Raw genomic sequence first — 12,582 nt, forward strand, 5'->3', positions numbered from 1 at the left:
GTTTCGGGATGCCGGCCTCGATCGCCTTGGCCATGCCGCCGAGCGCCTCGACTTCCTGGATATGGGCCCAGGCTTTTGCCGCAAGCTCGGCGGTCAAGCGCTCGACATAATAGGAGCCGCCCCAGGGATCGATGATCCGGGTCGTGCCGCTCTCCTGCTGCAGCACGATCTGGGTGTTGCGGGCGATACGGGCCGAAAAATCGGTCGGCAGCGCCAGCGCCTCGTCGAGGGCGTTGGTGTGCAGCGACTGGGTATGCCCCTGCGTCGCCGCCATCGCCTCGATCATCGTGCGCGGCACGTTGTTGAACACGTCCTGCGCCGTCAGCGACCAGCCCGAGGTCTGGCAATGGGTGCGCAAGGGCAGCGACTTCTCGTTCTGCGCGCCAAAGTCCTTGACGAGCTTCGCCCAGATCAGCCTTGCGGCCCTGAGCTTGGCGACCTCCATGAAGAAGTTCATGCCGATCGCCCAGAAGAACGACAGGCGCGGCGCGAAGACGTCGACGCTGAGGCCGGCGCGCTGGCCGGCGCGGATGTACTCGACGCCGTCGGCGAGCGTGTAGCCGAGCTCGAGGTCCTGCGTCGCCCCGGCCTCCTGCATGTGGTAGCCGGAGATCGAGATCGAGTTGAACTTCGGCATGTTGGCCGAGGTATAGGCGAAGATGTCGCCGATGATCCGCATCGAGGGGCCGGGCGGATAGATATAGGTGTTGCGGACCATGAACTCCTTGAGGATGTCGTTCTGGATGGTCCCCGAGAGTTTTGCCGCCGGCACGCCCTGTTCTTCGGCCGCGACGATGTAGAGCGCCAGAACCGGCAGCACCGCGCCGTTCATCGTCATCGAGACGCTCATCTCGCCGAGCGGGATGCCGGAGAACAGCGTGCGCATGTCGTAGATCGAATCGATCGCGACGCCGGCCATGCCGACATCGCCGCCGACCCGCGGATGGTCGCTGTCATAGCCGCGATGGGTCGCAAGATCGAAGGCGACCGACAGACCCTTCTGCCCGGCGGCGAGGTTCCTCCGGTAGAAGGCGTTCGAATCCTCGGCCGTCGAGAAGCCGGCATATTGCCGGATCGTCCAGGGCTGGTTGACATACATCGTCGGGTAGGGCCCGCGCAGATAGGGCGGCAGACCCGGCAGGCTGTCGACGAAGGAAAGCTCCGCGCGGTCGGCTTCCGTATAGACCGGCTTCACCGCAATCCCCTCCGGCGTCTGCCAGAGGTCGCCGGTCACGGGCGAGACGCTCTGCGCGGCGGCGATCTCCGCAAAGCCAAGCGTCCTAAAATCCGGGATCAAGCTCATCAATCCCTCCCGTCGGTCCTGTCCCACCAATGGTGGAAATGATGCACCGGTCCGTGGCCATGGCCAACCCGGACCTCGTCGGAGGCAGCGATCGCCGCCGAGATGTAGCGCTTCGCCAGCGTCACGGCTTCCGTCAGCTCGATGCCATGGGCGAGGCCGGACGCGATCGCCGAGGAGAGCGTGCAGCCGGTGCCATGGGTGTTCAGGGTCTCGATGCGCGGCGCGACAAAGCGCTGGCGCTGACCGCCCTTCGAAACCAGGACATCGACGCTGTCTTGCCCCGAGGCATGGCCACCTTTGACCAGGACATTGGCGGCGCCGAGGGCGGCGATCGCGCTGCCCTGTTCGGCCGCAGCTTCCTCGGTCTCGGCCATGGCGGTGCCGAGCAGGGCGGCTGCCTCCGGCAGGTTCGGGGTTACCAGGGTGGCGAGCGGCAGGAGACGGCGCTTCAGCGCCTCGATCGCATCCTCCTGCAGCAGACGCCCGCCGGAAGCCGCGATCATCACCGGATCGAGCACGATGTTGCGGGCGCCATGGCGCTCCAGCCCGTCAGCGACGGCCTCGATCAGTTCCGCGGTCGCGAGCATGCCGATCTTGACCGCGGCGACGTCGAGATCTTCGAAGACGGCATCGATCTGGGCCGCGACGAAATCGGCCGGAACCGGGTGGATCGCCCGCACGGCCTGCGTGTTCTGCGCGGTCAGCGCGACGATGACGCTGGCGCCATAGACCTGATGCGCCGCAAAGGTCTTGAGATCGGCCTGGATTCCGGCCCCGCCGCTCGAATCCGAGCCAGCGATGGTGAGCGCGATCGGCATGGTCATTCCTTGTCCGCCTCTGCGGTGGATGTGGTGATGGCGAGCGCATCCTGCAGGGTCGCGACAGTATCGACGCCGGCGAAGATGAAGTTCGAGACGCCGGCTTCGCGCAGCGGGGCCTCGAGCTCGCCGGGGCGTCCAGCCAGCCAGACGGTCGCTCCAGCGCTCTTGAGGCGCGCCGCGACGGCGGCCGCCTCGGCGGCGTAAATCTCATCCGAGCCGCAGAGGCAGGCGAGCTTTGCTCCGGAGCCCGCGAAGGCTGCGACGAGCGCCTCTACATCGGTCTTGCCAGCTTTGGCGAAGCCGTCGCCGGAAGGGGCGGCGATGCCGCCGGCCTCGAACAGGTTGCGGGCGAAGCCGGCACGGGCGGTGAAGGCGGCGATGCCGCCCAGCGTCGCCAGGAACACGGTCGGTCGCGCGCCCGCGGCGGCTTCGATATCGGCCAGCGCCCGTAGCGCCTCATAAGGCTCGGCGAGGCGCAGGCTCGGCAGAGGCTCGACCCGGATCGCCGCATTGCTGTCTGGCGCAGCCTGGCGGATATCCGGCGGGGGCGCCAGAATCTCGACCGCTCCTTCGGCAAGGTTCGGGAACTCGCTCGTTCCCGTGATCGGTTCGCGGCGGGTCGCGATCGCCTTGGCCCGGTTGGCCCGCTCGCGCGCCAGCCCGGCCTGGACATGGCCGTTGATGAGGGCGCCGACGATCCCTGAGACGCCGTCGCCGCTTTCGGCCTCGAGATCCTGGAACTTGCGCCACCCCTGCTCGCAGAGCGCCTGCGTCAGCGCCTCGAACCCGCCGGCACCGGCCGCCGGATCGGCGACGCGCCAGAGATTGGCTTCTTCGAGCAGGATCAATTGGGTGTTGCGCGCCACCCGCCTGGCGAAGCCATCGGGCAGGCCGAGCGCCGCGGTGAAGGGCTGGATGCCGATCGAATCGGCGCCGCCAACCCCCGCGGAAAAGCCAGCGACCGTGCCGCGCAGCAGGTTGACGTGCGGATCGCGCCTGGTCAGCGAGCGCCACGCCGTCTCGGCATGGATGAAAACAGGCTTGGGATCGAGGCCGCAGGCTTGCTGGACGCGGTCCCAGAGCAGGCGCGCGGCGCGCAGCTTGGCGACGGTCAGGAATTCGTCGGTATCGGCGACGAGCGTGAAGGAGATCGCGTCGCGCGCTTCGGTGAGCGGCATGCCCTGCGTCTCGAGCAGGCGCAGATAGGTCACGGCGGTGGCGAGCACGGCGCCGAGTTCCTGCGCCTCGCTCGCGCCCGCCTCGTGCCAGGGGCGGCCATCGGCGGTGAGGAAGGGGCCGCGGAAGCCGCGCGCCTTCAGCGCCGCGATCGTCTCGGCGAGGCGCTGCCCGAGCTCCGGCAGCAAAACCGACAGCGTGCCGGAGCTGGCGAGCGCGCCGACCGGGTCCATGCCGAAATCGATCTCGACCGCATCGCCGGCAAGACCGCGGCCCTCGACGAGATCGGCCAGGAGCAGCGCATTGCGACGGCCGCCGGGAGCCGGATCGAGCCGCAGCCGGACGAGGTCGAACATCACGCCGGAAAGCGCGGCGTCCAGCTCCGCGACGGTCTTCGCCGCGAGCCCGAAGCCGCGAGCCGCGGCGGCGCCTGCAAAGGAGAGGCTGAGGCAGTCGGCGCCACCTTCGAGCTCCGCCAGGGCCAACCGGTTGGCCTCGGCCGGTTCGGGGTGATCGACCCGCGCCGCCACGCGCCAGCGCCCCTGCTGCGCGCGGAGCGGCCGGGCCGCGCTGCCGGTCGCTGCCGGGTAAAGCGGCTCGATGCGGATGCCGTCGGCGGTTCGCCCGACCAGTTTCTTCTCGAAATCGGCGCCTTTCAGCACTTTCTCGACGGCGCCGCGCCATTGCTCGCTGGTGGGCGTCGCGAAAGCCCCCATGAAGGGCAGGTCGGCGGGCGAGGTCGAGGTCATCGGCGCGAACTCCTGACGGTCGATGGTGCGACCGTGAAGCTCTCATCGCCAAGCGACGCCGTGAAGGCAAGTGCCGGGCCGTGCCCCGGCCTTTCTTGGCGCGCCGGGCCGGAACAGCAAAACGCCGCCCGAAGGGGCGGCGCTGCAAGAGATGCAAGGGCTCGAATGCGGCTCAGACGAACTGGCCGAGCCCGGGGATCGCGCCGACGATCGCGCCCATCGCGTCCTCGCCCGCCTTCTCGCGGCCGACCGCGAACATCTCCTTCGAGACGCTCTGGATCTGGCCCATGGAGAGGCCAGCGCCCATCAGCTGGCCGCCGAGGGCCATGACGCCACCGCCACCGCCCATCAAGCCGCCGATCGCGCCCATCAGACCGCCCTTGGCGCCGCCTTCGGCCTCGGCGAGGTCCTGGGCGCCCGGCAGGGCCGCGAAGAGCTGACCGATCTCGGCCGCGGGACCTTCCTTCTGCAGGAAGGCGAGGATGATGCCGATGGCCTTCTTCGCCAGCGACTCGTCCAGGCCGGATGCGGCCATGATGCGGGAGATCAGTTCTTCCATCGTGCGTTCCTCTCGTAGCGAGCCTATGGCGCTCCAAAGATAGTTTACACATAAACTATCCCAAGCGGAAGCGATCTTCATGCTTCCGCCCAACTTCTCGTTTCGCTACATCCGTTGCACGACCTTAAGGCAACGGAGCAGGCGCGACCATGGCGGATGACGGCACGATCCTGATCGGCAAGAGCGTGAAGCCGGAGGTGCTGCTGCTCAAGCTCGCCAACCGGCATGGACTTGTCACTGGCGCGACGGGCACCGGCAAGACGGTGACGCTGCAGGTCCTGGCCGAAGGCTTCGCCAATCATGGCGTCCCGGTCTTCGCCGCCGACATCAAGGGCGACCTTTCCGGCGTCGCGGCGCCCGGCGATTCGAAGCCGCCCTTCGTCAAACGGGCCGAGGAGCTCGGCCTGAAATACCAGCCCGACCAGTTCACCACCGTGTTCTGGGACGTGTTCGGCGAGCAGGGCCATCCGGTGCGCGCCACCATCTCCGAGATGGGACCGCTTCTGCTCTCCCGCCTGCTCGACCTCAACGATACGCAGGAGGGCGTGCTCAACATCGCCTTCCGTATCGCCGACGAGCAGAAGCTCCTGCTCCTCGACCTCAAGGATCTGCGCGCTGTCCTCGCGTTCATCGCCGAGAACGCCTCGGAGCTGACGACGAAATACGGCAATGTCTCGACCCAGTCGGTCGGGGCGATCCAGCGTCAGCTTCTGGTGCTCGAAAACCAGAAGGGCGAGAAATTCTTCGGCGAGCCCGGGCTCGAGATCAGCGACCTGATGAAGACCGACCGCGACGGGCGCGGCGTCATCAACATGCTCGCGGCCGACAAGCTGATGGCCAATCCGCGACTCTACGCGACCTTCCTGCTCTGGCTGCTCTCCGAACTGTTCGAGCAGCTGCCGGAGGTCGGCGATCTCGACAAACCGAAGCTCGTCTTCTTCTTCGACGAGGCGCATCTCTTGTTCAACGGCGCGCCGAAGGCGTTGCTGACCGCGGTCGAGCAGGTGGTGCGCCTGATCCGCTCCAAGGGCGTCGGCGTCTATTTCGTCACCCAGAACCCGCTCGACATTCCCGACACTGTGCTCGCCCAGCTCGGTAACCGCGTCCAGCATGCGCTGCGCGCCTTCACCCCGCGCGACCAGAAGGCGGTGCGCGCTGCGGCCGAAACCTTCCGTCAGAACCCCAAGTTCAAGACGGAAGAGGCGATCACCCAGCTCGCCGTCGGCGAGGCGCTGACCTCGACGCTGGAAGGCAAGGGCACGCCGACCATGGTCGAGCGGACGCTGATCGCCCCCCCCATGGCGCAGGTCGGGCCGATCACCCCGCAGCAGCGCGCCCAGTGCATGCGCGACTCCGGGTTCGCCGGCAAATACGACACGATGGTCGACCGCGAGTCGGCCTATGAGGAGCTGATGAAGCGCAAGGGGATGAACGCCGACGGCTCTGCCGTCGAGGCCTCGACCTCGGGCGGCGGCATCCTCGACACGATCGGCGACTGGTTCGGGGCGCAGACGGAGCGCCCGAAGACCGGCCCCGGCAGCCGTGGCGGACGCCTGCCGCCGAGCATGGCCGAAAAGGTGATCACCTCGGCGGCGCGCTCGGCCGCGACGACGATCGGCCGCCAGGTCGGCAACGCCATCCTGCGCGGCGTGCTTGGCTCGATGATGGGCGGCGGCAAGCGCTGAGCCGGTCTTGCGCCACGGCGCCCCGCCTTCCGGGCGGGGCGGTGTTTCCTGTCATGCCTTGGCGGCACTGGCGCATGGCGCTGGGCTGGTCATGATGGCGCCACCGGAATCAGCCCCAGTGAGCGCCATGTCCAAGCTGCCCGCCATTCTCTCCCGTCTCGATGCCGACCTCGACGCCTCGCTGGCCCGGCTCTCCTCCTGGCTCGAAATCCCCTCGATCGGGACCGATCCGGCCTTCAATCCGCAGACGCGCCAAGCTGCCGAATGGCTCCGCCGCGATCTGGAAGGCCTCGGCTTCAAGGCAGAACTGCGTGAGACGGGCGGTCACCCGGTCGTGCTCGCGCATCGCCCGAAGCCCGGCGCGCCGCATGCGCTGTTTTATGGTCATTACGACGTCCAGCCGGTCGATCCGCTCGAGCTTTGGGACAACGACCCGTTCAAGCCGGCCGTGAAGGAGATCGAATCGGGGCGGAAGGCGATCCTCGCGCGCGGTGCCTGCGACGACAAAGGGCAGGTGATGACCTTCATCGAGGCGATCCGGGCGACGCTCGCCGAGACCGGCGACCTGCCGATCGGCCTCACCATCCTGGTCGAGGGCGAGGAGGAGTCGGGCTCGGTCAACCTGCCGGGCTTCATCAAGGCCAATGCCGCCGAGCTCAAGGCCGACTTCGCGCTGGTTTGCGACACCGGCATGTGGGACCGCGACACGCCGCTGATCACCTCGACCCTGCGCGGCATGGTCTATCAGGAGGTGCGTCTGACCGCGGCCGATCGCGACCTGCATTCCGGCCTGTTCGGTGGCGCGGCCGCGAACCCGATCCATGTGCTGACCAAGATCGTCGCCGAAATCCATGACGAGACCGGACGGATCACCATCCCCGGCTTCTATGACGGCGTGCACGAGCCGACCAATGCGCAGAAGGCCGAATGGGCCGATCTTGGCCTGACCGAGAAGGAGTTCCTCGGCCAGGTCGGGCTGAAGCGCTCGATCGGCGAGAAGGGCCGCCTGCTGATCGAACAGATCCAGTCGCGCCCGACCTGCGACGTCAACGGTATCTGGGGCGGCTATACCGGCGAGGGCTCGAAGACCGTCATTCCGGCCAAGGCCTCGGCCAAGGTCTCCTTCCGCCTCGTCGGCGACCAGGATCCGGCCAGGATCGAGGCCGCCTTCCACCAGTTCGTGCGCGAGCGCCTGCCGGAGGATGTGACGGCCGAGTTCATCAGCCATTCCGGCTCGCCGGCGCTGGCCGTGCCGGTCGATTCGCCCGTGCTGCAGAAGGCGCGCAAGGCGCTTGCCGAGGAATGGGGCGGCCGCGTCGTCTCGATCGGCAGCGGCGGCTCGATCCCGGTCGGCGGCGATTTCAAGCGCACGCTCGGGCTCGACACGCTCTTCGTCGGCTTCGGGCTCGACGACGACCGCGTCCATTCGCCGAACGAGAAATACGACCTCTCTTCCTTCCACAAGGGCCAGCGTTCCTGGGCCCGCATCCTGCAGGCCCTGGCCTCATGAAATCAGTCTGCGTCTTCTGTGGATCGAGCCCCGGCAACGATCCCGTCCATGCCGAGGGCGCGCGCGCCATGGGCGCCGAGATCGCCCGGCGCGGCCTCACCCTTGTCTATGGCGGCGGCGCGGTCGGGCTGATGGGCATCGTCGCCGATGCGGTGCTGGCCGCCGGCGGCGATGTTCATGGCGTGATCCCGCGGGCTCTGCGCGAAAAGGAGGTCGGCCATAACGGGTTGACCCGGCTCGAGGTCGTCGAGACCATGCATATCCGCAAGGCGCGCATGGCTGAGCTTTCGGACGGTTTCGTCGCCATGTCCGGCGGCATCGGCACCTTCGAGGAGATCTTCGAGATCTGGACCTGGGGCCAGCTCGGCATCCACGGCAAGCCGCTCGGCTTCTTCAACATCGCCGGCTTTTACGACCCGCTCGCGGCCTTCCTCGACAACACGGCGAGCGCCGGCTTCCTGCGCCAGGCCCATCGCGACATGGCGATGACCGAGAGCGAGCCTGCGGCCTTGCTCGACAAGATGGCGGCCTACAAGCCGCTGGCCCAGATCAAATGGGTCGAGAAGGAAGAGACCTGAGCCGCTATCCCGGGTGACATAAGAATAGGAATTTAGTCCTTGACATCGTGACGCTGATCAGGTAGAGATCAGGAACGCTCACGAAGTGTGCCTGAGACGAATGAAGCCGCCGCGCTCCCCAGCCGGCGGCTTTTGCGTGTCCGGGCCGAGCCGAGGTTTTCCGATGACCGACGAGAGTGATGACACCGCCCCGGCACCGCCGGCGGCGAAGCGCAAGCCTGCGCCGCGCGACCGCAAGGCCGTGATCGGCAAGCTCTGGAAGGCGGCGCAGACGCAGCTCGAAGCGCATGAGGCGCATCTGGCCGAGCTGCCGGCCGGTACGGCTGCAAGCGAGACCGACGCCAAGACGCTGGCGACGTTGGCTCGCACGGTGCGCGAGCTGGTGGCGCTGGATTCTGCCGCTTGGGGGGAGGGAAAGTCCGAGGATGAGCCCAGCCCTGCCGAAGGATTGCGCCGGGTCGATGAGCTTCGAAGAGAGCTGGCACGACGTATGGAACGGCTTATCGCCGATCACGCAGGTGAAGCTGTTCCTCAAGCTGCTGCCGGATCTGCCGCCGGAACTGGTTAGGCTCGTCGAGCAGGAATGGACCTTCTACGGACGTGCCGACCAGAAATCGCGCCGTCTGCCGCCCTGGTGGATCTGGCTCGTGCTCGGTGGCCGCGGAGCCGGCAAGACCCGGACCGGGGCGGAGTGGGTCAAGGGAATGGCGCTTGGGCTGGCCCCGATCGCTACCGAGCCGATCGGCCGCATCGCCCTGATCGGCGAGACGCAAGCACAAGTCCGCGACGTGATGATCGAGGGCGTCTCCGGACTGCTGGCGATCCATCATCGCTGGGAGAAGCCGGTCTGGTCGCCGTCGCGTCGGCGGCTCGAATGGGGCAATGGCGCGATCGCGCAGGTCTTCACCGCCGAAGACCCGGAAGGCCTGCGCGGGCCGCAATTCGGCGCCGCCTGGTCCGACGAGCTGGCGAAATGGCCGAACCTTCAGGAGACCTGGGACATGCTGCAGCTCGGCTTGCGACTGGGCGACCGGCCACGGCAGGTCGTGACGACGACGCCGCGCCCGCTGCCGTTGATCAGGCGCCTGCTCGATGATCCCAGAGTCGCCGTCAGCCGGGCTGCGACCAGCGCCAACCGCTTCAACCTGGCGCAGAGCTTCCTCGACAACGTGCAGGAGGCCTATGGCGGCACCCGCCTCGGCCGGCAGGAACTGGAGGGCGAGATCGTCGAGGAAAGCGCCGACGCGCTCTGGAGCCGGGCTCTGATCGAAGAGGTTCGCGAGCGCGAGGCACCGGCTCTGGCGCGGATCGTCGTCGCGGTCCACCCGCCGGCCTCCTCCTCGAAGCGGGCCGATAGCTGCGGGCTCGTCGCTGCCGGGATCGATCGCGACGGCATCGGCCATGTGCTGGCGGACGCGACGCTTTCGGGCGCGAGGCCGCATGAATGGGCGCAAGGAGCCGTCGCGCTCTATCGCCGGCTGGAGGCCGATGCCCTTGTCGTCGAGGTCAACCAGGGCGGCGAGATGGCGGAGAGCGTCATCCGCGAGGTCGACCCTGGCGTGCCGGTGACGGCCGTCCGGGCGTCGCGCGGAAAGTTCCTGCGGGCCGAGCCGGTGGCGGCGCTCTATGCGCAGGGCCGGGTGCGCCATGCCGGCGCGTTCCCGGCGCTGGAGGACGAGATGTGCGACTTCGGCCCGACTGGGCTGAGCTCCGGCCGCTCGCCCGACCGGCTCGATGCGCTGGTCTGGGCGCTGACGCATCTGATGCTCGGGCCGAAGGGTCGGCCGCGGGTGAGGGGGCTTTAACGCCCAACCGCCGCAACAACAGCGAGACAACCATGCTCAATTTCCTTCGCAGCCTGCGCGGCTTCGCCGCGCCGGAACAGAAGCGCTCGCGCATTGGGCCGCTGATCGCCCTGCACGAGGCCGGCCGTCCGGTCTGGACGCCGCGCGACTATGGCGCGCTTTCGCGGGAGGGCTATCAGCGCAACCCGGTGGTGCATCGCTGCGTCCGGCTGATCGCCGAGGCGGCGGCCCAGACTCCGCTGATCGCCAAGGTCGGCGGACGCGAGCAGACCGAACACCCAGCGCTGGCGCTGATCGAGCGGCCCAATCCGCGCCAGGGCGGCATCGCCTTCCGCGAGACGCTCTATGGCCATCTCGCCGTCGCCGGCAATGCCTATGTTGAGGCCGTCAGCATAGGCCGCGAGCCGCGCGAACTCCATGCGCTCAGGCCCGACCGGATGCGGGTCGTCCCCGGTCGCGACGGCTGGGCCGAGGCCTATGACTACAGCGTCGGAGCGCGGACCATCCGCTTCCGCCAGGACGAGGGCAGCGTGCCGCCGATCCTGCACCTTACGCAGTTCCACCCGGTCGACGACCATTACGGGCTGTCGCCGATCGAGGCGGCAGCCTGTTCGCTCGACGTCCACAATGCCGCCGGCAGCTGGCACAAGGCGCTGCTCGACAATGCGGCGCGGCCCTCGGGCGCTCTGGTCTATGACGGGCCGGAAGGTGGCACGCTGACCGAGGCGCAGTTCGAGCGGCTGAAGCAGGAGCTGGAGGACGGCTTCCAGGGTGCGCGCAATGCCGGTCGGCCTCTGCTGCTGGAAGGCGGGCTCGACTGGAAGCCGCTGTCCTTGTCGCCGGCGGAGCTCGATTTCGTCGCCGCCAAGGGCGTCGCGGCGCGCGAGATCGCGCTCGCCTTCGGCGTGCCGCCGCTGCTGCTCGGCCTGCCCGGCGACAACACCCATGCGAACTTCGCCGAGGCCAACCGCGCCTTCTGGCGCCAGACCCTGATCCCGCTGGTCAGGCGCACGGCGCAGTCGCTGGCGCAATGGCTCGGCCCGGCCTTCGGCGACGACCTTTCGCTCGAGCCCGATCTCGACGCGATCGAGGCGCTCGCGGAGGAGCGGGAGTCGCTCTGGCGGCGGGTCTCGGCCGCCGAATTCCTCAGCACCGACGAGAAGCGCGAGGCGGTCGGCTATGGCCGCCGGGAGGAGACGTCATGAACCTCATCGAACAGGCAGCCGGCGGCATCGTCGCGCGCGGTGACCTCGGCCATCTCGCTTTGCTGCTCTGGGCCTTCTGCGCCTCGGCACTCGCGCTTTTCATCCTGCGCGAACTCGTCGCCGCAAACCGTCGCTTCGACGATTTCGTCCGCGAGCTCGGCCGCTTCAATGCCCGCTACGAGGGAGACGAGACATGAGCAAGACCGGCGCGAAATCGCCGTCCCGGGCAGCGCCTGCCATCAGCCGGCCGGCGGCGGGAACGCGTGCGCCACGTAGCGACGGTCCGCCGCGCGAGGTTTTCGGGCGCTTCTTCGAGACGCTGGGGCGGCTCGACGGCGGCGCCCGCTCCGGCAAGGAGGGCGCGCGATGACGTTCGCACAAAGGGGCGCTCTCATTGCCAGGGAGGCGAAGTTCCTGGCGCGGCCACTGACCCGGATCGAGCCGGACGGTGCCTTCGAGGGCTATGCCAGCCTGTTCCGCATCGCCGATCTCGGCAAGGACGTGGTCGAGCCGGGTGCCTTCCGCGACAGCCTGGCGCGCCGCGGGCCCGGCGGCGTCAAGCTGCTCTGGCAGCATGATCCGACCGAGCCGATCGGGCGCTGGATCGAGCTGCACGAGGATTCGCGCGGCCTCCAGGTCCGTGGCCGGCTTTCGCTGGCGGTCGCCAGGGCACGCGAGATCCACGCGCTGATGCGCGACGGCGCGATCGACGGGCTGTCGATCGGCTTCCGTTCCGAGCGGGCCCGCACCGATCCGCGCACCGGCCTGCGCCGGCTGGAGAAGGTCGATCTCTGGGAAATCTCGCTCGTCACCTTCCCGATGCAGCCGCAGGCCCGTGTTGCGGTGGTGAAGACGGCGCGCCCGCTTTCACCCGCTTTCCTGTCCTGAACCCGCAACCACCCGCTCATTTCCGAGGGCCAACCATGCGAGGAGAACCCATGACCGTGTCGAACCAGGCTCCCGAGACCAAGGCGACGGGCGACATCGCGCTCGCCTATGACGATTTGCGCTACACGCTGGAGGCCTACCGCGCCGCCAATGATGAGCGCCTGGCCGAGCTCGAAACCCGCATGGGCGGCGACGTCCTGACCAGCGAAAAGCTGGTGCGGCTCGACGGCGCGCTCGACGAGACGCGCCGCCGGCTCGACCGGCTCGCGCTCGATGCCCGGCGCCCGGCGCTCGGTGTGGGCG

13 protein-coding genes and 1 pseudogene are annotated in these 12,582 nt (G+C 68.4%); 10 read left to right on the plus strand and 4 right to left on the minus strand.

The annotated features are described in order from the left end of the window. The 4 genes from RKE40_RS28605 to RKE40_RS28620 all read right to left on the minus strand — a co-directional run. The coding region (locus RKE40_RS28605) for a methylmalonyl-CoA mutase family protein (protein ID WP_316021557.1) at nt 1–1,303 on the minus strand (1,303 nt) is incomplete at its 3' end. Next, nucleotides 1,303–2,127 (minus strand): bifunctional hydroxymethylpyrimidine kinase/phosphomethylpyrimidine kinase, encoded by an 825-nt coding sequence (thiD, locus tag RKE40_RS28610; RefSeq protein ID WP_316021558.1) that lies wholly within the window; start codon nt 2,125–2,127, stop codon nt 1,303–1,305. The genes RKE40_RS28605 and thiD, both read right to left, overlap by 1 nt. Then, on the minus strand, nt 2,124–4,049 hold the full coding sequence (locus tag RKE40_RS28615; RefSeq protein WP_316021559.1) for a methylmalonyl-CoA mutase family protein: 1,926 nt from the start codon (nt 4,047–4,049) through the stop codon (nt 2,124–2,126). The genes thiD and RKE40_RS28615 overlap by 4 nt, the downstream gene beginning before the upstream one ends. A gap of 172 nt (nt 4,050–4,221) precedes the next feature. Beyond that, complete coding sequence (locus RKE40_RS28620; RefSeq protein ID WP_316021560.1) at nt 4,222–4,608, minus strand: DUF2267 domain-containing protein; 387 nt, start codon at nt 4,606–4,608, stop codon at nt 4,222–4,224. 149 nt (nt 4,609–4,757) lie between these two features. Here RKE40_RS28620 and RKE40_RS28625 point away from each other — a divergent pair, with 149 nt between their 5' ends. The 10 genes and pseudogenes from RKE40_RS28625 to RKE40_RS28670 all read left to right on the plus strand — a co-directional run. Then, nucleotides 4,758–6,293 carry a helicase HerA-like domain-containing protein gene (locus RKE40_RS28625; RefSeq protein ID WP_316021561.1) on the plus strand — a complete coding sequence of 512 codons (1,536 nt, stop codon included), beginning with the start codon at nt 4,758–4,760 and terminating at the stop codon, nt 6,291–6,293. A gap of 127 nt (nt 6,294–6,420) precedes the next feature. Continuing rightward, nucleotides 6,421–7,803, plus strand: a complete 1,383-nt coding sequence (locus RKE40_RS28630; protein WP_316021562.1) for a M20/M25/M40 family metallo-hydrolase — start codon at nt 6,421–6,423, stop codon at nt 7,801–7,803. After that, complete coding sequence (locus tag RKE40_RS28635) at nt 7,800–8,381, plus strand: LOG family protein (protein ID WP_316021563.1); 582 nt, start codon at nt 7,800–7,802, stop codon at nt 8,379–8,381. Before RKE40_RS28630 ends, RKE40_RS28635 begins: the two co-directional genes overlap by 4 nt. Nucleotides 8,382–8,544: 163 nt before the next feature. Beyond that, nucleotides 8,545–8,949, plus strand: a complete 405-nt coding sequence (locus RKE40_RS28640) for a hypothetical protein (protein WP_316021564.1) — start codon at nt 8,545–8,547, stop codon at nt 8,947–8,949. Beyond that, complete coding sequence (locus tag RKE40_RS28645) at nt 8,900–10,186, plus strand: DNA-packaging protein (RefSeq protein WP_316021565.1); 1,287 nt, start codon at nt 8,900–8,902, stop codon at nt 10,184–10,186. The genes RKE40_RS28640 and RKE40_RS28645 overlap by 50 nt, the downstream gene beginning before the upstream one ends. A 32-nt stretch (nt 10,187–10,218) precedes the next feature. Next, nucleotides 10,219–11,391, plus strand: coding sequence for a phage portal protein (locus tag RKE40_RS28650; RefSeq protein WP_316021566.1), 1,173 nt, complete (start codon nt 10,219–10,221; stop codon nt 11,389–11,391). Continuing rightward, nucleotides 11,388–11,588: a hypothetical protein gene (locus RKE40_RS28655; protein ID WP_316021567.1), complete on the plus strand. Its 201-nt coding sequence runs from the start codon at nt 11,388–11,390 to the stop codon at nt 11,586–11,588. Before RKE40_RS28650 ends, RKE40_RS28655 begins: the two co-directional genes overlap by 4 nt. Then, nucleotides 11,585–11,761, plus strand: a complete 177-nt coding sequence (locus RKE40_RS28660; RefSeq protein ID WP_316021568.1) for a hypothetical protein — start codon at nt 11,585–11,587, stop codon at nt 11,759–11,761. Before RKE40_RS28655 ends, RKE40_RS28660 begins: the two co-directional genes overlap by 4 nt. Next, complete coding sequence (locus RKE40_RS28665; protein ID WP_316021569.1) at nt 11,758–12,279, plus strand: HK97 family phage prohead protease; 522 nt, start codon at nt 11,758–11,760, stop codon at nt 12,277–12,279. Before RKE40_RS28660 ends, RKE40_RS28665 begins: the two co-directional genes overlap by 4 nt. A gap of 50 nt (nt 12,280–12,329) precedes the next feature. Next, a pseudogene (locus RKE40_RS28670) lies at nt 12,330–12,582 on the plus strand (phage major capsid protein); the annotation flags it as partial.

Origin of the sequence: Allobosea rubneri, from assembly GCF_032464875.1 — a bacterium.
Taxonomy (GTDB): domain Bacteria; phylum Pseudomonadota; class Alphaproteobacteria; order Rhizobiales; family Beijerinckiaceae; genus Allobosea; species Allobosea rubneri.